This is a genomic window from Enterovibrio sp. QJM3NY_24, from assembly GCF_057786035.1.
In genome coordinates, this window is sequence record NZ_CM173519.1 from 1,741,659 (window position 1) to 1,766,782 (window position 25,124).

Sequence of the window (25,124 nt, forward strand, 5' to 3'; positions counted from 1 at the left end):
CATCTCGCCCTCTCTATAGCATTAGAGGATTAGCCCCAGCACTTAGTTTTACCTTGCTTAGATGTTGATGAAGCCACGCCAGTTGCGGGCTCATCAGTGATCAGCTCTACGCCCGTATCGAAGAATGCTTTACCCGGTGTAGCGCCTGGTTTGACGCCAGATTTCGCGTATTCAACGACTGCTTCTACGCCAAGCGCAGCCATCTGCAAAGGGAACTGCATAGAGGTTGCACCAATGACGCCTGCTTCAACGTTATCGACCCCTGGGCAGCCACCATCAACAGAAACAATCATCACATCATCTTGTCGGCCTAGTGCTTTCAACGCTTCATACGCGCCTGCAGCAGCGGGTTCGTTGATGGTGTATACGAGGTTGATGCTGGGATCTTTTTGCAGCAAGTTTTCCATGGCGCGACGGCCACCTTCTTCAGAACCTTGTGTCACGTCGTTACCCACAATGCGAGGGTCGTCTTCATCGCGGTTAATGTTAGGGTTTTTGGTGTCGATGCCAAAGCCTGTCAGGAAACCTTGGTTACGTGCAACATCGACAGAGATATTGGCTGTGCTCAAATCAAGCAGTGCAATTTTGGCATTTTTGGCCGCATCGCCCATTTTCGCTTTCGCCCATTCGCCAATTAATTCACCGGCTTTGAAGTTATCAGTCGCGAAGGTGGCGTCAGCCACATTGGGTGGTGTGAAAGGGGTGTCCAGCGCAATCACCAATACACCTGCATCTTGAGCACGTTTGACCGAAGGCGCGAGTGCTTGTGGGTCACTCGGTGTGATCAGTATGCCTTTCGCGCCAGCCGCCACGAGGTTCTCAATGGCCTGAACTTGTGAATCTGTATCGCCATCAAAACGGCCGGCAAAAGAACTCACTTTTGCGCCAAGCTCCGTGGCTTTTTCTTGTGCGCCTTCCTTCATCTTCACGAAGAAAGGGTTGGTGTTAGTTTTCGTGATGAGACCGATGAGCACTTCTTCTGCTGTGGCTTGCGCCATCGGTAGCGATGCAATCATGGCGGCCAGCAGTGATTTTTTTAAGAGCGATTTCCGTAAAAGCGAATTCATAGCAAATCTCCTTGTGAATTGACATCTACAGAATGACAAACAAAAACGAATGGTCGGTTTCAAACGGAAAGATATTTCATTCACAATTGAAACAAAGGCGCTAACCGATTGATATAACGCGAAGCAGTGCCGCTGACAGCGCATGACGAGTGACGGGTTTTGTGATCAAGTCCCAATCTGACTGATAGCCAAACTGCTGACTAAGCTGTTCTTTGGGTAATCCTGACATCAAGATCACAGGTATTTTAGGTTGTATAACGTGCAGCGTGTTTTTGAGCCAGACGCCAGTTTCTTTGTTGCCAAGGTTAATATCACTGATGACATAGTTCGGCTTTGTCGCTTCACTGAGCTTGATGGCTTCTTTGGCTGAAGTCGCAAGCGTAACTGAAGCACCTTGCGTTTCTAGCATTTGCTTTATCGGTAGCGCGACATCATTGTCGTCATCAACCAGCAAAATGGTGATGCCTTCAAGGTGAAGCGCTTGCATAGTGCTGGTGGCAGCAGGTGCAGTTGTATTGGTAGCATCTGGGATAAAAGACATTGAGGTTTTTTCCGTGGTTGAAGCGAGGTGTTCAGGCTCGTAACAAGGAAGGATCATGCTGATAGCCGTGCCTTTGCCCACAGTTGAATCAATCACAATCTCGCCTTTAGATTGCTCCACAAACCCATATACCATGCTCAAACCCAATCCGCTGCCTTTGCCCTTTTCTTTGGTCGAGAAAAATGGCTCCATCACTTTATCGATGTCATCAGGGTGAATACCACTGCCTGAGTCTTCAACCTCAATAATTACAGCTGCTTTCTTGTCGTGAAGTAGGCAGCATTTGCGTGTCGTGACGATAACTCTTCCTGCTTGTGTCATGGCGGCATTGGCATTGAGAAGTAAATTCATCAACGCATTTTCTAGCCCACTTTTATCCGCAAAGATAAGCGCGTCTTGTGGCGAGGCATGCATCAGTAACTGACTTGTGCCGTCTAACGAGTACTCCATGAGATCGGACAACTCATCCAAGGTTTGCTCGACGTTGACAGGTTCGGGGTGGAGAGGTTGGGTCCGGCTAAAAGCAAGCAGGCGCTCAATCAACTGGCTGCCTTTTTCGGTCACAGAGAGTGCGCGGTTTAAATAGGTCCTGCTGGTGTCATCGAGCGTGCTTGTCATATCCAATAACTCTAAATTCCCACTCAAGGCAGAGAGTAGATTATTGAAATCATGTGCTATCCCGCCAGTGAGTTGTCCCAGTGTTTCCATTTTTTGTGCTTGTTTGAGCGCGAGATCGATTTGGCGCTTTTCTGTTAGGTCGCGATACAAGGTGATAAATCCGCCAGAAGGAATGGGCTGGCTACGATATTCGATAATACGCCCATCTTTGAACTGTCTTTCAAACAGCAAGGGCTGAAGGTGCCTTAGCGAGGTGTAGGTTTCATTTTGCTGTGCATGTTCAGCGGAAGACTGAAGACGAAGTGAAAGCTTTTCCTGCACATCTTCAATGGTCATGCCGAACGCCAGTTGGTTTTCATCAATACCTAATAGGAACGCATATTTGCTGTTCCACGCGAGCAAGCGGTTGTCGGCATCAAAGGCACTTAGGCCATCCTGCATTTCATGGAAAATGGTTTCAAGGAGTACGTTTTGCTGGAAAAGATCCTGTGTCGCGCGCTCTTTTTCTATGGCATTTAGCTGAAATGCCGAGAATGCGGTGGCCAGTTTTCCGATTTCATCTTGTCGTTCGAGCTTAACGGGCGCTTGCTCGGTGTTGCCTTGAGCTAGATTTAGCATCTCATCCGTTACGCTTAGGAGATCTTTGGCCATTTTATCGTTGAATCGGTAGAGGTAGTAAACGCCCGCCACCAAAGAAAGTAGAATCATAGCCATCAGTAGCATCACACGATTAATCGCTGATTTAGCTAGGCGTTGTTGCTCGCTAACCTCCTGCTGATGAATAGCGACGATTTCACGCACATAGTCGGTCATGCGATCTGATTGTGCGCGGATTGAAGCAAGCAGGAAGGCATTTTCTGAACGCAGGACGTTGATATGTGTATTACTTCGAGTCAATGACGCTAAAACAGGCATTACATCATGGGCGATTCGTTCGTTTGCGACTGGGTCACTCGTTAGCATATTGGTGATTTGGTCAATCCAGCCTTGCGAAATGCGGGTAGGGTCTTTCGCAAAAGCGTGAATAAAAAGGGCGCCAAATGGGTAGGCGTCTAGCTCATCAAGTGCAAACTGCTGTGCCATCAAATCTTCTCGGATATACAATTCTCGCTCAACGTTCGACATGAGTTTTTGCAGGGTCACGTCAACTTGGCCAATCCGCTGACCCAACTCGTGGGCGTATGAAGGTGTGGTGAGCTTTAGGGCGTCGTCGTTCAACGTTGCTGCTCTCGCTTGAAGTTGTTTCTTCTCGTTTTGGATTTGGTGAGGCCTTGCTGAAGCGGCCGTATAAGGTGCCAACGCGGCAATCTGGGCAACACCTTGGGATAAATTCAATGCGGTCTGAGTATCTGCGAGCGTAGTTTGTGTGACTCTGTCGAGCAGATATTGGTTCTGCCACAGCGTGAACAGAGAAAAGCCAGCCATGAGTGTGGTCAGCGCAAGCAAGACGGAAAGCGTCAACATTAAGTGAGGGCGAATGCTGTTTCCGTTCATGGGATGGCTCAGTGAGGTTGTGGAACGAGTTTGGTGACGGAAGCATCGAAGCAATACCCCAATCCGCGTTCGGTCTTGATGAGTCGAGGGATTCGAGGGTTGGATTCGATTTTGCGGCGAAGACGCACCACAAGCACGTCTATGGTGCGATCGAGAGAGTCAGAATCATAGCCATGAGTTCGTTCCATCAAATGTTCCCTCGTCAATACCCGCTGCGGCGAGGAGATAAAGGCTTCTAGCAACGAAAACTCGCCATAAGTGAGCTCTGGTGTGCGCCCATCGGCATGCTGAAGCAATCGCCGCGAGAGATATAACGTCCAATCGTCAAACTGGTAAACCGTTTCGTTTGTTTCAACGGACACTCGTTTTGTGCCGGCGTTTTGACTTCGACGTAAAAGCGCATTAATGCGAGCCGTGAACTCACGAAGATTAAACGGCTTCATCATGTAGTCATCAGCAGCCACTTCGAGGCCGATGATTCTGTCTGTTTCGTCGCCTTTTCCCGTCAACATCATGATCGGTATGTCACTGTTTTCGCGAAGTTGCCGGGCAAGTTGAAGACCATCTTCGTTGTTAAGGCGCAGGTCAATAACAGCAAGATCGACATTGTCTGCCGCGTAGAGCTCTTCACCAGTGGATACGGGCGTGACGGTGTAACCTATTTGGCGTAATGCATCGGTCAAAACTGTCCTAACATCATGTTCATCATCAACGACCACAATGTGAGAGACGCGACTATTCATGGTTCATCCTTGATTGTTGGTATTTCTATCAATAGATAATGAGTCTAGCAATAACAAGTTCAAAGCAAGGAGGATCGACCAAGAGTGTGGCCTCAACAGTGCTTTGTCTGCGAAAGCATACCTAACGGATGATGCTCGAGTTTGGGTATACTGCCAGCGTCAATTTAACCTCTGAGGCCGCCTTGCAATATCAAGAAGGATTCATCATCAGCCGCCATGGCCGAGATATCGGTGATGTCACCGAACTTGTTTTTTGGGTGCAGACAAATACTGGCCCTGCAAAATTGGTGATAACAGGCGAGAAACCAGTTTTCTTTGTTACCAACGAACTGGTGTCCGCAGCGCAACAAACTCTGACCGAGGCTGACTTTCGTTTTCACTGCAAAGCACTCGCGTTGTGTGATTTTCTGCATCGTAAGATGACGGGGTTCTACTTCAATACCATTTCTGATGCCACTCGCGCGAGTCGATTGTTGCAAGCCGAAGAGTTTGAACCCTATGAAGCAGACGTGCGATTAACCGACCGTTACTTGATGGAACGCTTTATTTGCGGCGGGTTAACCTTTACGGGTACAGCAAAGCAGAAAAATGGTTTTGTCGAATACCGTAATGTGAAAGCCAAAGCGTCTGACTATTCGACTTCATTGTCGCGTGTTTCATTGGATATTGAGTGTTCTGAAAAGGGCGTTTTGTATTCCATTGGCTTAGACGGTGAGATGGACAGCCGCGTCATCATGGTTGGACCAACGCCTGATAATGCAGATGAGATGCCTTGGATTGACTGGGTCGATAACGAACTCGAGCTATTGAAAGCTCTTAATGCATGGTTTATTCGCTTTGATCCCGATGTGATCGTGGGTTGGAGCGTTGTCGATTTCGATTTTCGCTTACTGATTAAACGCGCGGCATTTAACAAAATCGATTTGCGCTTGGGCCGAGGTGCTGAAAAAGCGCATTGGCGTGATTCCAACAACAGTCGCCAAGGCTTTATTACGTTACCGGGAAGGGTGGTGATTGACGGCATTGATGGCTTGAAAACGGCGACATACAGTTTTCGTTCTTGGTCGTTGGAGTCGGTGTCGCGAGAAATGTTTGGTGAAGGGAAAGCGATTGATAATCCCTATGATCGTATGGATTCAATCAATCGCATGTTTCGGGACGACAAGCCCGCATTGGCGAAATACAACCTACAAGATTGTGTGTTGGTGAATCGTATTTTTGCGGACACCCATTTGATGGAGTTTCTGATCCAACGCACCCGCTTAACTGGCATTGAGCTAGATCGCATTGGCGGATCGGTTGCAGCGTTTACCAACCTGTATATGCCTAGGTTGCACCGAGCTGGCTATGTCGCGCCGACACTGACCAGTGAAAACTGGATTGCCAGCCCCGGCGGTTATGTCATGGACAGTAAGCCTGGCTTGTATGACTCTGTGTTGGTGCTCGATTTCAAATCGCTGTACCCGTCGATTATCCGTACGTTTTTGATTGACCCGCTGGGTTTGATCGAAGGTCTGAAACAGGACGATCCAAGCCTGACTGTGCCGGGTTTTCGTGGTGGTGTTTTTCACCGTGAGACGCACTTTCTTCCTGCCATGATTGAAAACCTTTGGAAAGCGCGCGATGAAGCCAAACGGCAGGGCGAAAAAGCATTTTCGCAGGCAATAAAAATCATCATGAACTCTTTTTATGGTGTGCTGGGCTCATCGGGTTGTCGTTTCTTCGACCACCGTTTAGCGTCGTCAATCACTATGCGCGGGCATGAAATCATGAAGCTGACACGTGATTTGATTGAAGCCAAAGGCTACAAGGTTATTTATGGCGATACTGATTCGACCTTTGTGTCGTTAGGGCGTCAATACAGTCACGAAGAAGCGGACGCAGTAGGGCAATTGCTGGTGGCACATATCAATCAGTGGTGGGATCAGCACCTTCTGGATGAATATCAGATCCCTTCGGCGCTCGAAATTGAGTATGAAACGCATTATCAGAAATTTTTGATGCCGACGATTCGAGGCCAAGATACCGGCAGCAAAAAGCGTTATGCCGGCTTGGTCGACAAGCAAGGTGAGCGACACATTGTTTACAAAGGGTTAGAAACAGTCAGAACCGACTGGACGCCGCTGGCGCAGGAGTTTCAGCAGACCTTGTATCAACGGGTTTTCGATGGTGAAGACATTGATGATTATGTTCGTACCATGGTCGAAGATACGTTACGCGGTCACAATAATGAAAAGTTGATTTACCGAAAGAGGCTGCGTCGCAAGCTGTCTGATTACGAGAAAAATGTTCCGCCGCATGTAAGAGCTGCCCGTAAGGCCGATGCTGTGAATGAAAAACTCGGTCGAGCGCTGCAATACCAGCATGGCGGTTGGATTGAGTATGTGATCACGCTAAATGGCCCTGAGCCATTAGAAGCATTGGTTAGCCAATATGATTACCAGCATTACGTTGATAAGCAGTTAAAACCTATTGCAGACGGTATTTTACCGTTTGTCGGCAAAAGCTTTGATGCTTTGTCGATGCCACAGTTGGGGTTGTTCTAAGTTTTATCCAGAGAAAAAATGCCGGGGTATTCCCCGGTATTTTTATTGGAAAATTCGTCGGTACTAGAAGAGATCAACGTTCGAAACGTTGGTGCGTGAAGCGACTACTGGGTCAAAACAGACCGCACCACGGTTTGGGGTGCAGACTTTAAATACATCACCACAGTCAAATATGGCGAGAATAACTTCATCGTCTGAGCCAAAACACGTTGGCAGGGCCTGTCCTACCTTGGCAATGACTTCCTGACCTTCATGTTTCCATGTCAGGGCTGCAATACGTGCGTCGTTGATGGGAGCATCAATATGCTTGGCTATCGCAGTATAAATAGATTCTGCGTGTTCTTGGGATTCTGCAGCGGGTACAAAAAACGACATAACTACTCCTTTTTATTACTCATTTCTTCTCGTCACTTATTCCGATTCATGACGATAACCCGAAAGGTTATGTGGTAAAAGTAACAAATTCAGACCACTAAACGCAATGATATTTCTTTTATGTAGGTGAATTCACCTACTATGTGGTTGTCATAAAAAGAGGTAGATAAGTGAATGTAGCGGGCGGTATTCGCATGGAACGATTACTCACTCTGTTACTTGATCCCGTTTGATATCTGCTGAAATTTGCTTTTCGATCGGAAAGTCGCTTGAATGAAATGAATAGCTTAACGGCAATGAGGTGCAAAGTTGGAGCAACTTGATTTTTTTACGGTGCCCAGCCCCTGTATTGGTGTTTGTCAGGTGAACAATAAGGGGTATTGCAAAGGTTGCTTACGCAGCAGGGATGAGCGTTTCCATTGGAATGACTTTAGCAGCGAACAGCGACGCAATGTCGTGCGGTTATGTAAGCAGCGCTATACGCGTGTTATGAAGGCGAAATTGGCGAAAGAAGCCATGCAAGCTGTCGAAGAAACCAATCCTCAACAATCCTTGTTTGGTGATGAAGACTAAAACCAAAAGAGACTAGAACCAGAAAGATTGGAAATAGGTGAGCTTGGTGATGAATATGAGCCAAGTTTGGCATTGAAAGAATAATACCTAAAATAACAGACACAAAAAAAGCGCCGATAGTCGGCGCTTTTTTTCGTCTCATTCACTTCTTAGCGAAGCGAAGAGCCGTCAAACTGCAAAAGCAATTATACGCGGATGAAATCCATGTGCATAACTTTTGGTTTGAACGGGTGACGTTGGATGTCTTGTGGCTTAACGTTCACTTCTTGACCGTCGATTACTAGAGTAATCGCTTCGTAGAACTCAGGCTTATCCATCTGAGTGATCACTTTAGCGTGCTCAAGAGAGATAGCAACTGGAGCGGCTTCGCCACCGTAAACTACAGCTGGGAAGTGGTCAGTCAAACGCAGGCGGCGGCTCGCACCCTTACCCTGCTCAGTACGTACTACTGCTTCGAATTTCATAATATATACTCTTTAAAATAGAGAGTTGAGAATATGTATCCAGAATGCGACCAATCTAGATACGAGTAAATCGAGCGCGGATACTACCACCCAGATAGTGGGATCACAAGTGAAACTGGTACGTTATACGTCATTTGGTGGCTCGTTGAGTGATTACTGTTCGTTATGCACGTTGTGGCAATCAATTTACAAGTTTTGGTTCCACGTTGTTTCACGCTGCGCTGTTGATCATGTCGCTCACTTCTTGCTGTGACGCAAATTGGTCGAGGTCGAAGATTTTATCGCGGATCGCCCAGAATCGACCGTTCTTCCTCGCCACGACAAAATCTGGCAATCGTAAGCGATGCTCAGCTCTGACGACCTTGGAAGGTGCGGTATCGGTAAACGGGCGATGACGGTCAACCAAATGCGGGTTGATGAATTTTGCGAGAAAATCATCTTTCTGTCGTTTAGTGGAAAGCGGCCAGACTTCGTGGATCTCGGCGCCGTCGTGTCCCACAAAAGTCACTTTAAGTTGTGGCTTGTCGAATTTGTTTTTACCCGCTTCCAAGCGCATGTCGGCGCATGCCATGATCATGGCGTCTTTGAGCTTTAATGCATCTCGTAGCTTTTTGTCAGGGTCGACAAGGGTATGGTCGCACTGATGGCAACGACGAGCAGCAATGTCATTGTCTGCGCCACATTCGCTGCAATACTTGGCGCGAAAACGATAACCACAGATTTCTCGTTCGCCATCCTCGTCTTCAAAAAAGCCCTGGCAACGACGTCCGTAATGCTCAATCAGAAATGCATTGTCGTCTAGTTTACCCCAGAAATTGTTATTGAAGCCGCATGCGGGGCAGGGAACTGTTACGATTTCACTGTCGCTGTCAGGTTTAGGGTCGCCAATTTCAGGCTGATACAAATCGTAAACGTTGCCAGCGTAATCTAATATCAGGCAATCCTTCTTGCCTGGGGAGAGTCTTAAGCCTCGTCCTGCAATTTGCTGATACAGGCTAACTGATTCAGTTGGTCGTAAAATGGCGATCAGGTCAACATGCGGCGCATCAAATCCGGTAGTTAGCACAGATACGTTAACCAGATATTTTATTTCTCGCTTTTTAAAGCGCTGGATAATGCTGTCTCGTTCGTCCAGCGCGGTTTCGCCAATCACCAGCGCGGATTCAGTGGGTGGCAAAAGTCCAAGAATTTCCTGAGCGTGTCTCACCGTGGCGGCGAAAATCATCACGCCGTGACGGTCTTTCGCGTATTGCATGACTTGATCGACGATCTGTGGCGTCGCGCGAGGGGCATTTTCGATAACACGGTCTAAGTCAGCTTCTTTGTAAAACCCTGTCGTTGAGGCTTTGAGCTGCGAGAAGTCATAACTCAGCACTGGTGCATCCAGCACCTTGGCTTCAGTGAGAAAGCCTTCATCAAGCAAAAATCGGATCGGAAGTTCAAAAATACAGTCATGGAAGAAGCGCGGCTTTTCACTTCGCACACGACCTGCGGTATGAAACTGATAAATCCAACCCATGCCGAGGCGATAGGGTGTTGCGGTCAAACCAAGCACTTTAATGCCGGGGTTAACCTGCTGTAGATGAGAGATAACTTTACGGTAGCTGCTGTCTGCGTTGTCTGGTACACGGTGGCATTCGTCGATAACGAGCAAGGAAAACTGATCGTTGAATTCATCAAGATTTCGCACCATGGATTGCACCGAGGCGAACACGACTTTATCTGCGCTTTCTTTGCGGCCTAAGCCGGCTGAGAAAATACCGCCTTTTAGGCCGTACCCTTCGTATTTTTCGTGGTTTTGCTCCACCAACTCTTTAACGTGGGCTAGCACCAAAACTCGCCCTCGGGCAAGTTTTGCTAGCTCAGCGATGACCAAGCTTTTACCTGCGCCAGTAGGCAGTACAGCAACGGCGGGCGTAGAATGGCGACGGAAATAGTGAACGACGGCTTTCACCGTGTCTGTTTGGTAAGGTCGAAGGGTATACATGCGATCAATAAGGCAGCCGTTTAAGGCCGCCCAGTGTAGCGAGGCACAGAATAATTAGCTAGCGGGCTAGTTCATTAGCGCAACAATCGCTTGGTCATTAAGCAGTGTTGACGTCGAGGCATGTAATCGAATTGTTCATAGAACTCACGTGCGCCGCTATTGCCGATGTTTACTTCAAGAATAACTGCGTGACAATCTCTTGCTTGTGCATGAGATTCGATATTGGGTAGGACATAAGAACCTACCCCTTGGCGTCGCCAATCATGTGACAAGTATATCTGGTCGATGACTGCGATGCGTCCACCCAGTTCAATGCTAAAGCTGTAGCAAAGCACAACAAAGCCGATCGCCTCTTGTTCCTCACTTTTATCAAGCTCGATGAGAAACACATCGCCATGTGCGGGATGGGCAATCAAGAAATTGAACGCAGACGTCACATGTGCCACATCAAAAGAAAGTGCCTCGTGATCATGCAGTTGCTTTGATAGTTCGAGGAGACGCGGCATTGACTCTATGGAAGGTGATTGCAGCGTAATATTCATAAATGCTTCCCTAATCAACATGTTAACCAGTGCGAGATTATAATCATAAATCCAAGGGCACAGGTTTAGACTGTAACGAATTTGTTAAGTTCGCCATCTCTTAGTTATAGACATGAGAAACGAGAGTGCAATTTCATCGGTTCAATATGAGATTGATAAAACGTTTTTCGCTGTACCTTTAACGTGAACTTCCTATAATGCGCCCATCGAGAACATCACGGACAAAATACAATGATCAGGCTAGACAAATTTCTTTGTGAAACGGTAGGTGTTACCCGCACCCAAGCAACAAGATTACTCAAAGAAAAACGCGTGACAGTTAATGGTGACATCGTTAAGAGCGGCTCATTGAAAATTGCAGAAGATGCTGATGTCGAATTCGATGGTGCTTCACTGCATTTGTCTGGCCCGCGTTACATCATGATGAATAAGCCTGAGGGCTATGTATGCTCTCATGAAGACGGGCATAATCCGACCGTGTTTATCCTAGTAGACGAAGTCGGTGCGGATAAATTGCACATTGCAGGTCGCCTAGATTGTGACACAACAGGCTTGCTTCTGCTGACTGATGACGGTCAATGGTCTCACCGTGTGACATCGCCTAAACACAAGTGCGATAAAGTGTATCGTGTTGTGCTGGATGATCCGATTTCAGAAGAGACGGCGGATGTGTTCTCTGAAGGTCTTCTGCTTCGTGGAGAAAAAACAGACACGCTACCAGCACAGCTAGAGCAAGTGAGCGAGAAGGAAGCACTGCTGACGATTCACGAGGGTAAATACCATCAAGTGAAGCGTATGTTTGCTGCTGTCGGCAATAGAGTCGTCGGCCTTCACCGTGAATCAGTGGGTGAATTAGTGCTAGACGATTCACTGGAGCCTGGGCAATACCGTGCACTAACCGCACAAGAAATCGCACTCTTTATGCCTCGCAAATAGTCATATCGAAATCGGATGTCTTAGACGAGAAGTGCGCTAGTCAGCACGTTCAACTAAACCATCTTGATTGAAAACGCCGCGGGCATTTGTTCCGCGGCGTTTTTTTGTGCTCGGTTTCCCGACGGTGAAGTCTCATGTATGGATGCTACAAGCCGATAGACGAGATATTTTATTGTCACGATGAATTTTTATGCTTAATTATCTGCAATTTACTAGCGATTCCGTTTGTGTCTGAATAGAAAGTCATTATTTCCTCAAGGGAATTAATCATAGTGCTACTATGTGAGCCAGACACAGTTTTGAACTGTGCATCTTTTTTCTTCACCTTTTCTTTCTAAGGCGTACATGACAACGAATGCGGTACATCAGCCAGCTCAACAGCTGACCTTTCTTTTGATCCTCGTCCTTGGCGCGATTGCGGCGTTGACGCCGTTGGCTATCGATATGTATTTACCCGCCATGCCTGATATCGCGAGGGAGTTGGGTGTCGCGCCGGGGCTTGTTCAGCGTACACTCGCGGCGTATACCGCGGGTTTTGCTCTGGGCCAGTTGATTCACGGCCCAATTTCAGACAGTTATGGTCGTCGTCCTGTATTGATCGTCGGCGTCATCATGTTCTTGATCGGCGCAGTGGTGAGTGCCAACGCCACTGATATTGAAACTCTGACTTATATTCGTGCTGCGCAAGGTTTCTGTGGTGCTGCTGCTGCCGTCGTGATTCAAGCGCTGGTTCGCGACATGTTCGATAAAGAAGATTTCGCCCGCACCATGTCGTTTATTACCTTGGTCATGACGGTGGCACCTTTGGCCGCGCCTATGATGGGGGGATATCTGGCGGTTTGGTTTGGATGGCGTTCGATTTTTTGGGTACTGGCAGGTTTCGCCGCACTGGTGATTGTGCTCGTGGTGACAATGATCCCTGAAACGTTGGCGCTTGATCGCCGCCCGCCGCTACGTATCGGTTCGACCTTGCGTAATTACGCGAAAATTCTGCGCACCAAGCAATCTGTTGGCTACATCGTGGCTTCTGGTTTTTCGTTTGCAGGCATGTTCTCTTTTTTAACGGCAGGTTCTTTTGTCTACATCGATTACTACGGTGTCAGCACCCAAAACTTCGGTTACCTGTTTGGCCTTAACGTGGTGTGCTTGATTCTGTTTACCATGCTGAATGGCAAGTTTGTGCGCAAAGTGGGCAGCGAGAATATGCTGAAAATCGGTTTGATGATCCAACTCTTCGCTGGCATTGGGTTGATCGTCGGTCAGGTTTTCGGTTTGGGCTTATGGGGAACAGTGATTCCGGTAATGCTCTTTGTCGGAACGATTTCCATTGTTGGCAGTAATTCCATGGCCTGTGTGCTGAGTGCTTACCCTGAGTTGGCAGGTACAGCCTCTTCGTTAGCAGGCACAATGAGATTTGGTATCGGTACTATTGTTGGTGGTATAGTCGCCTCCATTCCTGTGCATTCAGCGTGGCCCATGACCGGTGCTATGGCTGCATGTGCGATTTTATCCGCCCTGTTTTACTGGGGTTTAGCGAAAAAATAAGAACATGAGTTACATAAAAGAAATCAAATCCGTAGTGGATTCAGCGTTAAGCGAACTTAACGACGCGAAAGCGGCAGGAAAAATACAAAACAACCCAGTGAGTGAAGATTCTTTTCTTTGTCGCTGGGTGGCGCAGTCGATCAAGAAACAGCGTTTTGACAACGTTGTGCTGAAAGATCTGACGCGTTGGGTTCAGCAAGGTCGCAGTATGGGTAAACACGCCAATCTTAAAGGCCAAATGCTGCATATTGCTTCGGTATATCATCATCAATTTCCAGACGGCGATGAGCATGTTGCTGTCACGATTGGTCAGTTTGATAATTTGCTTACCGAGCTGGAAAAGAATGATTGGATGGTGCATACGGATCAAGAGATAAGCCGCAAGATGCGGGTCATTTCTGATGGGCAGCATTCCTTTGTGGCAAATAGTGCTGCAGTGGAAAAAAGCTTTAACGAAGCAGGGGAACTAGTGAAGCCGATGAGCCTCTATGTCCGCGGTCCAGAAGCTTGGTTCATTGAAGCATTTTTGGCTAACGGCTTGCTCGCCACTAAGGTGACCGATTACAAATCGATCATCAAATATCACGGTGAATATAAGATCTGGCCTCGAAATCAGGCCGATTGTTTAGTGGTGTTGCCAGAAAGCTTGAAGCCTTAATCTTGTAGAAACTAGAAACTAGAAACTAGAAACTAGAAAAGGCGAAATTAGCGGCGTGAAGGTGTTGTCACCTTTGCGCCGCTTTTCTTTGCTAACGCAAACGCCATACCGCGAAAGATAAACAGGTGGGCGGGCATCATGGCGAACCAGTAAAGCAAGCCGCTAAAACCGGCAGGGTGCCACCACGCACGAATATCCAAGCTTCGGTGTTCCGCGTGATCGACAATCGTAAACTCGAGCCTGCCAAGTCCGGGAGCTTTCATGCCAAACAAAAGTGACAAGTGACGATTGTCTTCGCACTTGATGACTTTCCAGCTGTCGATGTAGTCGCCGGTTTTTAGTGTTGCCGCATCAGGGCGTCGTTTTTTGAGGGCATCGCCCCTGATAGCGGCATCCATGTAAGCGCGCAGCGTCCATAAGGCATCCCCAAAGAAATAGCCTTCATCGCCGCCTACATGACAGATTTTTTGCCATAAAGCGTGTGCCGATGCATCCGTGTCGACAGTGAATCCTGCTTGTTTTGGGTAGTAGCCATAACCTTTGTGCCAGCGAGCAACAGCATCAGGGTCGAAGCCCCAGAGGTCGTTTTTCACGACATCACTTTCCTCTGCCAACGCCGACTCGACAGCACGCTCAAAGCTGATCTGAGGTAAATGAATGATGGAAGATATGTCTTCGCCAGTCGGCACCAAGTCGTAATCCAAACCATGTATTAACGATTGGGCAATCGGCTTAGGAACTGTGGTGACTAAGCTCAACCAATGCGTCGCAATACGTGGCGTCAAAAGAGGCACTTTGAAGATGGCGACGCGTTTATTAATGATACGCGCAAATCGGCGCATTTGATCTTCGTAGCTGATTGTTTCAGGCCCTCGGGCATCAAATGTCGGAGAGCCATCAACGGGAAGAGATACCAGCTTGGTCAGATAACCAATCATGGTTTCGCGCGCAATAGGGCATGATGCTGAACGAATTGATGCAGGAGCCGTGACGACAGGGAGGTGAGAGACAATATCTCGCATTACTTCAAATGCCGCAGAGCCTGAACCAATTATGATCCCCGCCCGAAGTTCAACAACTTGTTTGCCTGAGTCTCTGAGTATGTTTCCCGTCGCTTTTCGCGCGGCAAGGTGACTGGATGATACGTTGTCTGGCTGGGTCGCTCCGAGGTAAATCACCCGCTCAACATCACTTTTACTGACGGCACGTGACATGTGGTGCGCCATGTCTAACTCATACTGATAAAAATCAGAGCCAGATGCCATGCCGTGTACCAGATAAAACACGGTAGATACGTCGCTTAATACCGATGAAAGATCGCCGCCATCATGCAGGTCTACTTGATGCAGTTCGAGATTGGGGTGTCCAGACCATGGAAGATTTTGCAGACTCGATAAATCACGACTTGTTGCTACGACAGGGTATTGTTGACTGAGTAGTGCCGAGACTAAATGACGGCCAATGTACCCCGTTGCACCAAGAACCAGAATTTTTCCCGTGACCGCTTGCATGCTACCCCTAGTCTTAGTGTTGGAATGTCAAAAAATATTTCTCATTTGATATGAGAAGTGACTATTTTCCTTTGTTACTCGGTAATGTCAGAGCAGTGTCAGGGAAATAACCATATCATTCAATTGCCTCGCAAACGAGACGTGGCAGCGCTTCATTGCCCTAAACGCAGGCAGGAAGGGGCATTGAAAGAATGTTGAATGAAACTGTTCGATCTGTGTGAGAGTTTGTTTGTCAAAGTGAGCACTTGATTCAAATAACTTTCTTGACGATTGATATTGGGGTAAATTGCTTGACCAATCGTTGCGGGTCTCGTCCGTGTGTCGATAAATGGACATTGTTAGGGGTTTAAATGTTAGAGCTTTTTGGACTTTGCAAAGGATACCTTGATGGGGGAGAGTTCCATCCTGTTTTGCAAGGCGCTGAGTTGTCTTTAGCGAACAACGACCAAGTTGCGCTGATGGGCGAAAGTGGATCGGGGAAAAGTACCTTGCTTAACCTGATTGGTGGTTTAGACAACCCCGACTCGGGACAAGTCTGGATTGATAACGCAGCCATTCATGCTTTGTCAGAAAGCGAACGTACACGTTACCGGCGTCACTACATCGGTATGGTATTCCAACAATACAACCTTCTTCCTACCTTGACGGTAGCGGATAACATTCGCTTTTGTCGTCAATTAAAAGGCCTGCATGAAGACGACAGTCTTTGGCGTCAAATCATTTCAGCGCTAGATCTTATGCCCTTGTTGGGGCGTTATCCTGAAGAAATCTCCGGTGGTCAGCAGCAACGCGCGGCAATAGCCCGTGCTTTGTACATGGAACCTAAAATTTTGCTGGCTGATGAACCTACCGGCAGCTTGGATGAACGCAACGCCGATGCAGTAATGCGCCTTCTTACGACTCTTACCAAAACACTGGATTGCACGTTATTGGTGGTCACCCACAGTGAAAAAGTGGCGGATTATTTAGGGCAGCGTGTCACGCTGCAAGGGGGCGTGTTGAATGTACGTACCCGTAGCTAAAGCACTCATAGGGCATTATCGCCGTCATCCGTTTCAGGTTTTATTGGTATGGCTAGGGCTAACCCTAGGCGTCGCTTTGTTGGTGGGCGTCATGTCGATAAACCAGCATGCACAGACCAGTTACAAAAAAGGCGCTAACCTTTTTACCAATCCTTTCCCGTATGTGTTGCATCACCGCGAGCGTGGAAAACGCATTGATGAACAACTCTACATTTCAATGCGAAAAGAAGGGTTCAATCAATGTGTACCCGTCGATCTTCATAGAACGTCCACAGAGGATGACCAAGACATTCAACTAATGGGCGTCGATACCATTGCGATGTTTGCTTTCAATGCCGCCAATCCAACGTCTTCCTTGAGTGCCTTACCTCTTAGTGAAGGATTGGGTGTGCAATGGGTAAGCAGTGAATTGGCGAATCACTTTGGTTGGACTGAAGGCCAGAAGCTGGTCTTGCAAGACGGCAAGGAAATTGGCCCCCTTAAAATGATGGACGGCGGCCAAATCGGTGCAGGTACACGGCTTTTTGGTGATATCTCGGTTATTCGCCAGTTATCTGATCACTCGGGTTTTGCGCTGATTTACTGCGGTGAAATGGACAAAGCCAAGCGTGATGAATTGCGTGAATTCTTGCTGCCAACCATGACGCTCTCTCGTACCGAAACCGCCGAGCTTGGCCCATTAACGCGGGCGTTCCACCTTAATTTGTTTGCCATGGGGTTGTTAGCATTCGTGGTAGGTTTGTTTATATTCTATCAAGCAATATCGTTGTCGATGGCACAGCGTCAGCCTTTGGTTGGCATTATGCGCCAACTAGGTGTTGGTAGAAAATCACTGGCTTGGGTCGTTGCCGGGGAAATGCTCGTTTGGTTAATGCTGGGCTTGATCAGCGGTAACATTGTTGGATTATTTCTTGCTCAAAAGCTTATCCCCACCGTTGCAACGACACTGAGCGATCTTTATGGTGCTAACGTTGACCTCACATTGAATTGGCAATGGGAGTGGGGCTTCTATAGCTTCCTTCTAGGTGTTTGCGGCTTCATTCTGGCCTCAGGCTGGCCGTTATATCGCTTGCTAACCACGCCGCCTGCTCGTCTTTCTAAGCGTATGTCATTGGTGCGTTTTTCCAACGCTGAATTCCGTTGGCAAGCCATTGTTGCCGCCATTTTCATCGTCGTGGCGATGGGGGTTTATAGTGCCCCTCAAAGTCAGGCTCAAGGTTTTACGCTAATAGCGTTAATCCTCATTAGTGGCGGTTTGTTGTTGCCATTTTTGATGTGGAAAACCTTCGTACTGATCTCTGAAAAAATCAAGATTGCCCGACTACGGTGGTTCTTATCGGATGCATCAGCAAGCCTCACTTATCGTGGTATTGCTGCCATGGCATTTATGATGGCCATTGCGACCAATATTGGTATGGAAACCATGGTGGGCAGCTTTCGGAGTACAACTGAAGGCTGGTTACAGCAACGTCTAGCTGCTGATATCTATATCCGCCCCGATAAAGTGGTCGCAGAACAACTGTCTGAGTGGCTAGAAGCCCAAGAGGATGTTGATCAAAGCTTGGTGCAGTGGCGACATGAAATTGATACCGCTCAAGGTGTAGTAGAAATTTACTCTATTGGCACCAGCAAGGAAGAACGTGAAGCGCTTGCACTGAAAGTAGCAATACCGGATTACTGGGCTCATCTGCATCAAAGTAAACGAATTCTGTTGAGTGAATCGTTGGCGATGAAATTCGATGTTCACCCTGGCGATAGCATTAACTTGCCAACGCCATTTGGTGACGGTTGGAAGGTTGCAGGTATCTATTTTGATTACGGTAACCCATACAGCCAAGTGATGATTTCAAACCGATCGTCACTAATTCCTTGGATGCATGAAGAAGGGCGGGTTGGCGTTGCAGCGCTGCTTAAAGACGGTGTTGATGAAACACAGTTGGTCGAAAACATGCGAAACCAATTTGGGTTGCAGGAAACGCAGGTAAGTAATCAGCGTGAAATTTTGGCAAGGGTCATGCGTATTTTCGATAGAACGTTCCTTGTCACGGACACGCTATGTACCCTGACATTGATCATTGCTATTTGTGGCCTGTTCTTCTCCACGCTAGCCACCGAACTGTCACGACAGCGTCAATACTCGCTTCTACGATACATGGGAATTTCTGGCCGAGAATTGGCGTTCTTAGGTGGAGGCCAGTTAATGTTAATTGGCTTGTTCTCTGCGTTGTTTGCCTTGCCGTTGGGTCTGCTTATCGCAGAGGTATTGATCAACATTGTGCTGAAGTATTCATTTGGCTGGACAATGTCAGTGTCCTATTTTCCGTTTAGTTATATGACCACACTTGGCGGGGCGTTGTTAACGCTTCTCGTCGCTGGAGGGTGGCCAGTTTGGCGCCTCATCAAGCGGTCTGCCATTCTCTCATTCAGGGACGCACAGTAATGCGGGATGATGATAAACCTCAACCTTTTATGCTGACAATCATCGGCTGGAGTTCGGTGGTTTTACTGTGTGTACTAGCATTGTTTGGCTCTGTACTCCTTCACGACGAAGTGCCAAATAGTTTGGCGGTTGATATGCTGGTGGCGAGCGACGGCGACGGTTTTTCAACGGTTAAACCGGGGCATCGTCTGTCATTTCCAACTGACTACGGCAAGCATGACGATTTTAGACAAGAATGGTGGTATGTCACAGCGAACGTAAGTGACAAGCAAGGTAACCAATACGGTGTCCAGTGGACATTGTTTCGCACGGCGCTGTCAGCACAGCAAGGCGATAGATGGGATAACACACATGTGTTTATGGCCCATGCGGTATTGACGACAAAAACTGAGACGTTTGCCGCTGAGCGATTTGCGCGAGGGGGCATTGGTCAAACAGGTGTGACGAGCAAACCGTTCAATGCTTGGCTCGATAACTGGGAATGGCGCAGTCAAACAGCCGCCCCTTTTCCTGCAGAGCTCACCGCACAAGACAATGATTTCAGCTTTAATCTTAATATGGTTCAGAGCCAAGCTGAAATCATGCAAGGCGACCAAGGTTATAGCCGAAAGCATGCGACAAAAGATGTCGCTTCCTACTACTTCAGTGTTCCTGCTGTGGCATTTGAGGGCACAGTGACCATTAATGGCGAGAATATCGAGGTCAGCGGAAAAGGCTGGGTAGATCGCGAGTGGAGCACACAAGCCCTAAGTGACGATCAGCGAGGCTGGGATTGGTTTTCACTCCAGTTGGACGATGGCCAGTCGTTGATGGTGGTACAGGTACGAAGTGAGCAGGGACCGTATCGTTTTGGCTCACTAACTGCCGCTGATGGTAGCACGCGTACTTTGGATCATGATGACATCAACATGGTGCCTACGTCGTTCTCAAAAATGCCTACCGGACGCCATTTGCCAACCGAGTGGCAAATTCAGATAGCGGACGAAGACATGACAATAACCACGTCTCCGGTGAACGCTAACAATTGGTTGCCGTTCGCCTTTCCATACTGGGAAGGCCCCATTAATGTAGCGGGCTCTTCGACAGGCGTCGGGTTCATGGAAGCAACGGGCTATTAGCATGCAGGTGTGCGCTAAGCAGCGCGCAGTTATCTTCCAATATATGATCTCAAGAATCGCGCAGTTCATCCCTCATATTTAACCACGTCATCATCATCTGAATATCACTCTTTATCGCGTTTATCTGTTGTTTTAGACGGAGATTAGAATGAATATCGACTCGTTCAATGGTTGTAAACACAGACAAAGGCTATTGTTATAAAGCAATTTAACAATAGTGCAACATGCCTATCTCAATGTTCACTGTGAGTATGGGCTGTGGAGGATGTGGCAGAATGTTTCCCATTATTTTAGGTACGGCCAAATTCGGTACCTACACAAATAAAGACGACAGCTTCGCGGTACTTGATGCTTTTCTGGAAATGGGGGGCAGTCGCTTAGATACTGCCAATAATTATGCGTGTTGGCACCCCGATGGGAAAGGGGACGAAAGCGAAACCGTATTAGGACAATGGCTGCAAGTCAAAGACAGAAAGCGTGTTGAGTTGATGACGAAAATAGGGGCTCAATCCGTCGATGGATTCACTTATGACAAATTAGACGGTCTTTCTCCCGACAATATCAAACGCTCATTGGACAAAACACTAACACGACTCAACACCGATTATCTTGATGTGTTGTACGCGCACGTGGATGACTTAAACGTGCCATTACTCGATACTTGGAAAACACTGTCATCCTTGGTGGACGAAGGGATTGTCAGACAGTTGGGCATTTCAAACTATAAAGAATTGCGGGTGTTAGAGCTCGTTGATGTGATTGAACAACATCAACTTAGGCCATTCGATTATGCTCAATATCGATACTCGATCATTTCGCCTAATCCGGGGGCGAATTTTGGTCCGCAAGTGATCCTCAATGAACATCTTTTTGGCACATTAAAGTCGCTAGACTTTAAACCAGAGATTATTGGCTACAGCCCATTACTGGATGGATGCTATGAATTCTCCGCAGATGATCTCCCTGAGAATTACGACAATTTGTTGAATTGTGCCATGCTTGACGACATTCAAGCGCAAGCTGAAGAATATGGTTCAACGCCTTCAGCCTTGGTGCTGAAAACCATTGCTGACTACGGCATAACCCCCGTCACGGCAGCGTCAACGCCGGGCAGGCTTAAGTCCAACCTTCAGTTGCTTCTTCCTCAGTGAGAGGGTGCTCAACCCCGATCTTAACGTTACTCAGGGATATATAGGGTGCAGGGCTACATCCGTCAGTTAGGCTGTGCTAATGTGTTGAATATGTTGTGATGTCGTCACGGCTGACAATAAAGTAAACATGGAAATAGTCTAATGATTAAGCCAATTCTAACCTTAGGGTTTGCTTTGTCGCTTGCGGCCTGCACTTCGTCACCGGATCCTGTAGACGAACGTATTGAAGCAGCGATAAAGCTTTGTCATAGCGACAGCGCCAAAGCGTTTTCACAAACCGTTGATGGCCTGCGTGTAATGTGTCATAGCGGAAGTTCATACATCATTCGTGGTGACATTTCTCTGGATGACATAGTCGAAATGGACAGGGTGTATTGTTCAAGCATGGGCATTCGTGATTTTGTGTCGAGCGAAGCTGGCGAAGTGAAACTCTCTTGTAGCGATGGTTCCAATTACGTTTTATAAAGCGAGAATAACAATGAAAAAAATAATGGTGATGGCGGTCATTGCCGCGTCAATGGCAGGTTGCTCTTCGATTGAAACGGCAGAATCTATGCCAAACCCTGATCAACGTGTTGTTGACAGTCGATTGAACATTTCGACAGACCTGAACGCCACCTACTGTGAAGGTCAAGGCTTCGAGAAGTACATGGAACGCGAGAAATACTATACCTTTACTTGTAAGGACGGTGCTTTCTTTAACATCGCCAAGTAAATGATCTATAGCTACACAAGCTTTTGAAAAGCGTTGACGAGAGTTGGCGCTTTTTTTGTTTGGATGCGTTGTTGATTTTCGAGGGTGTCGCGAAGACAGTGATGCTGAAAAGATCGCGTTGTTTGAGTTGGATTATTAGTTTCAACGAGCCAAGAGAGCGAGAACCCAGCGTCGCACGATGGATTCTCACTGCAAATAATGGGTCGATTAGAATGGCTTGTGTGCGTAGCCTGTTACTTCTGTAACACCGATTTCTTTACCCAATGCAGTCATTGGATGCACAACCATTAGGCCGCGTACAGATTTCTTCAATTTGCCCATGTCGGCTTGTTCGGTTTTTGATAAAACACGATTGAAGTTCAAAGCAACGATTTTTTGTGCTTTTGCACTTAGATGAGTTTGTTGCTGCGACTTAGCTTCGGAAATCTTAAGCGTTAATGTGTTGATTTCATTAGTCAGTTTCGAAATTTCTTCGTGGTTTTTTGTCAAGTTGGCCACTTCTAGGTGACGGCGACAAAAATCAAGCTGCTTATTGTCTTCTTGTATTGTGGTTTTTAAATTCATGGCTCTGCCTTTTTTGAACATGCCTTTTCAGATGCCTTTAAAGAAAGGTCTGTTTTAGGACGTTGATCTGTCTTTTGTTTAATGCGGAAGAGTATACCAGTAAGTGTTTTGTCTTTTTCAATAAATGTGATCTTAAGCCTCTTCCGCCGCTATTTCTTTGCCTTTTGGCTCATATGCGCCACTTCGGCTTTCTTGGTACTACTTCCACACCTTGTTGGTAGCGGCCTGCAATGGCATTGAGGGTGAGTTCTAATGCATGTTCACTGATCAATTCAAACTGCTGTGGCAAAGATTGCACTTTCATCGGGATGAAATCGAGCATGCGGTTGTCACCAAAAGTGGCAAATTTCGTGTGATTAGCAATGTCGGGATGAACGAGAATAGCATCAAGTACACCTTCAAATAGTGCATAAGAGGTAGTAACCACGGCATCGGGTAACAGGTTATTCTCGTACCAGCACAGCATCAAACGCTTACCTTCTTCTTGGCTGAAATGGTCTCCGTGAATCACTTGTGTGGCAACACCTGCTTGACTTGCCGCGGAGAGAAAGCCCTGTTCGCGCTCCTTCGATACGCCCAACTCTGGGACTGCACCAATCAAGCCAATCGATTTAACGTTCTCTTCCATCAATTTTTCTGTCAGGGCGAATGCCCCTTCGAGATCTTCGCTAATGACACAGGCGAAATATTCATCATCCAATGCTCGGTCAATGGCGATGACAGGTGTGCCTGAAGATTGAATGGCAGGGTAGAAGTCATTGTCCGCAGGCAATGAGGAGGCAACAATCAAGGCATCAATCTTTCGACTGAGCAGCGTGTTGGCTACCTGCATTTCTGTTGTAGGGTTGTCGTCAGAGCAACTAATGATAAGTTGATAGCCTGCCTGCCTAGCGTCTCGCTCTAGAAGTTTGGCAATTTTGGCGTAACTGGTGTTCTCTAAATCGGGGATCACAAGGCCAAAAGAACGGCTGGTTCCTGCGCGTAATGCACTGGCTGCATGGTCTGGGCGATAGTTATGTTCATTCACAACCGCCATGACCTTTTGCTGTGTGCGTTCGCTAATGCGGTACTTGGCCGATTTTCCATTGATCACATAGCTTGCCGTGGTACGAGAAACGCCTGCCAACTTTGCAATTTCATCTAGCTTCATTGTTTTTCATTTCCGTACTCTGTGCGCGTGATCAAAAAAACGCAAATTGGATCATAATCATTCTTTGCATTATAAGCTGAAAGGATTCAGCATCAATAGCTGAAAGGTTTCAGCATGTTTAAAAATGTGCGCGGAGCCCTTTTTTTGACCTGCTTGCTGAAACGATTCAGCTTGTGGGTGAGAAAGGATAAACAAGGTATGTAAAAGCCGGTGAGCATGATTCACCTAACGGCAGAGGTAGGCAAAATGTTGGAACTCACACCAAGCGATATTCTCCTGGGTAAGCAGGCGAATAATAAACAAAAAGCGATCAGTAATATTGCAAAAGACTTGGTAAATAAAGGTCTTGTTGCTGAAGGCTACGATGTAGGCATGCTTGCGCGAGAAGCGCAAAATTCGACGTTTCTCGGCAATGGCATTGCGATTCCGCACGGCACCACAGACACGCGAGACTTGGTGAAGGAAACTGGCGTACAGATTCATCATTTTGCCGAAGGTGTTGATTGGGGCGATGGCAACACGGTTTATCTTGCTATTGGTATTGCTGCGAAATCGGATGAGCACTTAGGCATTTTGAAACAACTTACCCATGTGTTGTCTGCAGATAGTGTTGAAGATGCGCTGAAGAGCGCGGTGTCTGCGGCTGATGTGCTGGCGATATTAAACGGTGAAGGGCAAAAAGGACTTCTTTTTGATGACTCTGTGGTCACTGTTGATTTTCCTGGCTCTGACCTGATTTCATTACTCGCGGTCACGGCGGGCAAACTTAAGCACGCAAACGCGGTGAATGAAGATTACATTGCAGATTTGCTCGTAAAACCTGCCACGTATTTAGGGCAGGGGCTATGGCTCGCTTCATCCGAAAATGGCGTAAACCGACCTGCCTTGTCTTTCATTTCGGTACACATGCCATTTGACGTGGAAAGCAAACCGGTGAAAGGGCTGATTGCTATTGCGGCGTCAGGTGCAGCACACGTTGAAATATTGAATAACCTCAGTGCACTTTTGTTCAATGGAAAAACCAACGATCTGTTTGCGAGCACTGCTGAAGATGTGATTAAAGCACTGACGGAAGTGCGTCAGGCGGGTATCAGTCATACGTTCAAGATTAAAAACGCCCACGGTTTGCATGCGCGACCTGGCGCAATGTTGGTGAGTGTCGCTAAAAAATTCGATTCACAAATTTGGGTGGCCAATGTCAGTTCTGAAAGTAAGCAAGTCAACGCTAAAAGCTTGATGAAAGTCATCGCGTTAGGCGTTAAGCACGGGCATGACCTTGAGTTTACGGCTGATGGCGTTGATGCCCTGCAAGCAATAGATGCGATTGGCGAAGCGATAGCTAATGGTTTGGGTGAGGGCTGATA

22 protein-coding genes are annotated in these 25,124 nt (G+C 47.4%); 12 read left to right on the top strand and 10 right to left on the bottom strand.

What is annotated here, in order from left to right:
• Nucleotides 1–29: 29 nt before the first annotated feature.
• The 3 genes from AC3CIC_RS07675 to AC3CIC_RS07685 all read right to left on the bottom strand — a co-directional run bounded on the left by AC3CIC_RS07675 (nucleotide 30) and on the right by AC3CIC_RS07685 (nucleotide 4,463).
• Nucleotides 30–1,067, bottom strand: coding sequence for a substrate-binding domain-containing protein (locus AC3CIC_RS07675; RefSeq protein WP_488515825.1), 1,038 nt, complete (start codon nucleotides 1,065–1,067; stop codon nucleotides 30–32).
• Between the two features lie 100 nt (nucleotides 1,068–1,167).
• Nucleotides 1,168–3,720, bottom strand: coding sequence for a hybrid sensor histidine kinase/response regulator (locus AC3CIC_RS07680; RefSeq protein WP_488515826.1), 2,553 nt, complete (start codon nucleotides 3,718–3,720; stop codon nucleotides 1,168–1,170).
• Nucleotides 3,721–3,728: 8 nt separating this feature from the next.
• Nucleotides 3,729–4,463: a winged helix-turn-helix domain-containing protein gene (locus tag AC3CIC_RS07685; RefSeq protein WP_488515827.1), complete on the bottom strand. Its 735-nt coding sequence runs from the start codon at nucleotides 4,461–4,463 to the stop codon at nucleotides 3,729–3,731.
• 182 nt (nucleotides 4,464–4,645) lie between these two features.
• Between AC3CIC_RS07685 and AC3CIC_RS07690 the strand changes: the two genes are divergently transcribed.
• Nucleotides 4,646–7,009, top strand: coding sequence for a DNA polymerase II (locus AC3CIC_RS07690; protein WP_488515892.1), 2,364 nt, complete (start codon nucleotides 4,646–4,648; stop codon nucleotides 7,007–7,009).
• Between the two features lie 63 nt (nucleotides 7,010–7,072).
• On the opposite strand, the gene AC3CIC_RS07695 is transcribed toward AC3CIC_RS07690, so the two are convergent.
• Complete coding sequence (locus tag AC3CIC_RS07695) at nucleotides 7,073–7,384, bottom strand: hypothetical protein (RefSeq protein ID WP_017002878.1); 312 nt, start codon at nucleotides 7,382–7,384, stop codon at nucleotides 7,073–7,075.
• A 309-nt stretch (nucleotides 7,385–7,693) separates the two neighbouring features.
• Between AC3CIC_RS07695 and AC3CIC_RS07700 the strand changes: the two genes are divergently transcribed.
• Entirely contained in the window at nucleotides 7,694–7,957 is a 264-nt protein-coding gene (locus AC3CIC_RS07700; RefSeq protein WP_016962221.1) for a DUF1289 domain-containing protein, read from the top strand.
• 185 nt (nucleotides 7,958–8,142) lie between these two features.
• On the opposite strand, the gene rplY is transcribed toward AC3CIC_RS07700, so the two are convergent.
• The 3 genes from rplY to AC3CIC_RS07715 form a co-directional block, all read right to left on the bottom strand.
• Complete coding sequence (rplY, locus tag AC3CIC_RS07705) at nucleotides 8,143–8,421, bottom strand: 50S ribosomal protein L25 (RefSeq protein WP_016962219.1); 279 nt, start codon at nucleotides 8,419–8,421, stop codon at nucleotides 8,143–8,145.
• A gap of 211 nt (nucleotides 8,422–8,632) precedes the next feature.
• Nucleotides 8,633–10,408: a DNA repair helicase RadD gene (gene radD, locus AC3CIC_RS07710; protein WP_488515828.1), complete on the bottom strand. Its 1,776-nt coding sequence runs from the start codon at nucleotides 10,406–10,408 to the stop codon at nucleotides 8,633–8,635.
• Between the two features lie 74 nt (nucleotides 10,409–10,482).
• Nucleotides 10,483–10,950, bottom strand: coding sequence for a GNAT family N-acetyltransferase (locus AC3CIC_RS07715; protein WP_488515829.1), 468 nt, complete (start codon nucleotides 10,948–10,950; stop codon nucleotides 10,483–10,485).
• A gap of 231 nt (nucleotides 10,951–11,181) precedes the next feature.
• Between AC3CIC_RS07715 and rsuA the strand changes: the two genes are divergently transcribed.
• The 3 genes from rsuA to AC3CIC_RS07730 all read left to right on the top strand — a co-directional run bounded on the left by rsuA (nucleotide 11,182) and on the right by AC3CIC_RS07730 (nucleotide 14,089).
• The gene (gene rsuA / locus AC3CIC_RS07720; RefSeq protein WP_371733616.1) at nucleotides 11,182–11,886 is read left to right on the top strand and encodes a 16S rRNA pseudouridine(516) synthase RsuA; all 705 of its coding nucleotides are present in this window, start codon (nucleotides 11,182–11,184) and stop codon (nucleotides 11,884–11,886) included.
• 345 nt (nucleotides 11,887–12,231) lie between these two features.
• Nucleotides 12,232–13,431 carry a Bcr/CflA family multidrug efflux MFS transporter gene (locus tag AC3CIC_RS07725; RefSeq protein WP_016962215.1) on the top strand — a complete coding sequence of 400 codons (1,200 nt, stop codon included), beginning with the start codon at nucleotides 12,232–12,234 and terminating at the stop codon, nucleotides 13,429–13,431.
• A 4-nt stretch (nucleotides 13,432–13,435) separates the two neighbouring features.
• Nucleotides 13,436–14,089, top strand: coding sequence for a DUF2913 family protein (locus tag AC3CIC_RS07730; RefSeq protein ID WP_488515830.1), 654 nt, complete (start codon nucleotides 13,436–13,438; stop codon nucleotides 14,087–14,089).
• 47 nt (nucleotides 14,090–14,136) lie between these two features.
• Here the strand turns inward: AC3CIC_RS07730 and AC3CIC_RS07735 are convergent, their stop codons facing one another.
• The gene (locus AC3CIC_RS07735) at nucleotides 14,137–15,600 is read right to left on the bottom strand and encodes a DUF2867 domain-containing protein (RefSeq protein WP_488515831.1); all 1,464 of its coding nucleotides are present in this window, start codon (nucleotides 15,598–15,600) and stop codon (nucleotides 14,137–14,139) included.
• A 350-nt stretch (nucleotides 15,601–15,950) separates the two neighbouring features.
• Here AC3CIC_RS07735 and AC3CIC_RS07740 point away from each other — a divergent pair, with 350 nt between their 5' ends.
• From AC3CIC_RS07740 to AC3CIC_RS07765, 6 genes are all read left to right on the top strand, one after another.
• Nucleotides 15,951–16,622: an ABC transporter ATP-binding protein gene (locus tag AC3CIC_RS07740; RefSeq protein ID WP_016962212.1), complete on the top strand. Its 672-nt coding sequence runs from the start codon at nucleotides 15,951–15,953 to the stop codon at nucleotides 16,620–16,622.
• A complete protein-coding gene (locus tag AC3CIC_RS07745; RefSeq protein WP_488515832.1) occupies nucleotides 16,603–19,062 on the top strand; it encodes an ABC transporter permease in 2,460 nt (819 codons plus the stop codon). Before AC3CIC_RS07740 ends, AC3CIC_RS07745 begins: the two co-directional genes overlap by 20 nt.
• Nucleotides 19,062–20,180, top strand: a complete 1,119-nt coding sequence (locus AC3CIC_RS07750; protein WP_488515833.1) for a lipocalin-like domain-containing protein — start codon at nucleotides 19,062–19,064, stop codon at nucleotides 20,178–20,180. Before AC3CIC_RS07745 ends, AC3CIC_RS07750 begins: the two co-directional genes overlap by 1 nt.
• A gap of 275 nt (nucleotides 20,181–20,455) precedes the next feature.
• The gene (locus AC3CIC_RS07755) at nucleotides 20,456–21,331 is read left to right on the top strand and encodes an aldo/keto reductase (protein ID WP_488515834.1); all 876 of its coding nucleotides are present in this window, start codon (nucleotides 20,456–20,458) and stop codon (nucleotides 21,329–21,331) included.
• A gap of 141 nt (nucleotides 21,332–21,472) precedes the next feature.
• Nucleotides 21,473–21,796 (top strand): hypothetical protein, encoded by a 324-nt coding sequence (locus AC3CIC_RS07760; protein WP_017002872.1) that lies wholly within the window; start codon nucleotides 21,473–21,475, stop codon nucleotides 21,794–21,796.
• Nucleotides 21,797–21,809: 13 nt separating this feature from the next.
• Nucleotides 21,810–22,046, top strand: coding sequence for a hypothetical protein (locus AC3CIC_RS07765; protein WP_488515835.1), 237 nt, complete (start codon nucleotides 21,810–21,812; stop codon nucleotides 22,044–22,046).
• A gap of 207 nt (nucleotides 22,047–22,253) precedes the next feature.
• Here AC3CIC_RS07765 and AC3CIC_RS07770 read toward each other — a convergent pair whose 3' ends face one another.
• Nucleotides 22,254–22,610, bottom strand: a complete 357-nt coding sequence (locus AC3CIC_RS07770; RefSeq protein ID WP_488515836.1) for a YibL family ribosome-associated protein — start codon at nucleotides 22,608–22,610, stop codon at nucleotides 22,254–22,256.
• Between the two features lie 169 nt (nucleotides 22,611–22,779).
• Nucleotides 22,780–23,760 carry a catabolite repressor/activator gene (cra, locus tag AC3CIC_RS07775; RefSeq protein WP_394211269.1) on the bottom strand — a complete coding sequence of 327 codons (981 nt, stop codon included), beginning with the start codon at nucleotides 23,758–23,760 and terminating at the stop codon, nucleotides 22,780–22,782.
• Nucleotides 23,761–24,006: 246 nt separating this feature from the next.
• On the opposite strand from cra, the gene fruB reads away from it, so the two are divergent.
• Complete coding sequence (gene fruB / locus AC3CIC_RS07780) at nucleotides 24,007–25,122, top strand: fused PTS fructose transporter subunit IIA/HPr protein (protein WP_488515837.1); 1,116 nt, start codon at nucleotides 24,007–24,009, stop codon at nucleotides 25,120–25,122.
• Nucleotides 25,123–25,124: the final 2 nt, after the last annotated feature.

Excerpts from the sequence above, each read along its gene's own strand:
- AC3CIC_RS07675 (WP_488515825.1), bottom strand. The coding sequence starts at position 1,067 with ATGAATTCGCTTTTACGGAAATCGCTCTTAAAAAAATCACTGCTGGCC.
- AC3CIC_RS07680 (WP_488515826.1), bottom strand. The coding sequence starts at position 3,720 with ATGAACGGAAACAGCATTCGCCCTCACTTAATGTTGACGCTTTCCGTC.
- AC3CIC_RS07685 (WP_488515827.1), bottom strand. The coding sequence starts at position 4,463 with ATGAATAGTCGCGTCTCTCACATTGTGGTCGTTGATGATGAACATGAT.
- AC3CIC_RS07695 (WP_017002878.1), bottom strand. The coding sequence starts at position 7,384 with ATGTCGTTTTTTGTACCCGCTGCAGAATCCCAAGAACACGCAGAATCT.
- rplY (WP_016962219.1), bottom strand. The coding sequence starts at position 8,421 with ATGAAATTCGAAGCAGTAGTACGTACTGAGCAGGGTAAGGGTGCGAGC.
- radD (WP_488515828.1), bottom strand. The coding sequence starts at position 10,408 with ATGTATACCCTTCGACCTTACCAAACAGACACGGTGAAAGCCGTCGTT.
- AC3CIC_RS07715 (WP_488515829.1), bottom strand. The coding sequence starts at position 10,950 with ATGAATATTACGCTGCAATCACCTTCCATAGAGTCAATGCCGCGTCTC.
- rsuA (WP_371733616.1), top strand. The coding sequence starts at position 11,182 with ATGATCAGGCTAGACAAATTTCTTTGTGAAACGGTAGGTGTTACCCGC.
- AC3CIC_RS07725 (WP_016962215.1), top strand. The coding sequence starts at position 12,232 with ATGACAACGAATGCGGTACATCAGCCAGCTCAACAGCTGACCTTTCTT.
- AC3CIC_RS07730 (WP_488515830.1), top strand. The coding sequence starts at position 13,436 with ATGAGTTACATAAAAGAAATCAAATCCGTAGTGGATTCAGCGTTAAGC.
- AC3CIC_RS07735 (WP_488515831.1), bottom strand. The coding sequence starts at position 15,600 with ATGCAAGCGGTCACGGGAAAAATTCTGGTTCTTGGTGCAACGGGGTAC.
- AC3CIC_RS07740 (WP_016962212.1), top strand. The coding sequence starts at position 15,951 with ATGTTAGAGCTTTTTGGACTTTGCAAAGGATACCTTGATGGGGGAGAG.
- AC3CIC_RS07745 (WP_488515832.1), top strand. The coding sequence starts at position 16,603 with ATGTACGTACCCGTAGCTAAAGCACTCATAGGGCATTATCGCCGTCAT.
- AC3CIC_RS07750 (WP_488515833.1), top strand. The coding sequence starts at position 19,062 with ATGCGGGATGATGATAAACCTCAACCTTTTATGCTGACAATCATCGGC.
- AC3CIC_RS07755 (WP_488515834.1), top strand. The coding sequence starts at position 20,456 with ATGTTTCCCATTATTTTAGGTACGGCCAAATTCGGTACCTACACAAAT.
- AC3CIC_RS07760 (WP_017002872.1), top strand. The coding sequence starts at position 21,473 with ATGATTAAGCCAATTCTAACCTTAGGGTTTGCTTTGTCGCTTGCGGCC.
- AC3CIC_RS07765 (WP_488515835.1), top strand. The coding sequence starts at position 21,810 with ATGAAAAAAATAATGGTGATGGCGGTCATTGCCGCGTCAATGGCAGGT.
- AC3CIC_RS07770 (WP_488515836.1), bottom strand. The coding sequence starts at position 22,610 with ATGAATTTAAAAACCACAATACAAGAAGACAATAAGCAGCTTGATTTT.
- cra (WP_394211269.1), bottom strand. The coding sequence starts at position 23,760 with ATGAAGCTAGATGAAATTGCAAAGTTGGCAGGCGTTTCTCGTACCACG.
- fruB (WP_488515837.1), top strand. The coding sequence starts at position 24,007 with ATGTTGGAACTCACACCAAGCGATATTCTCCTGGGTAAGCAGGCGAAT.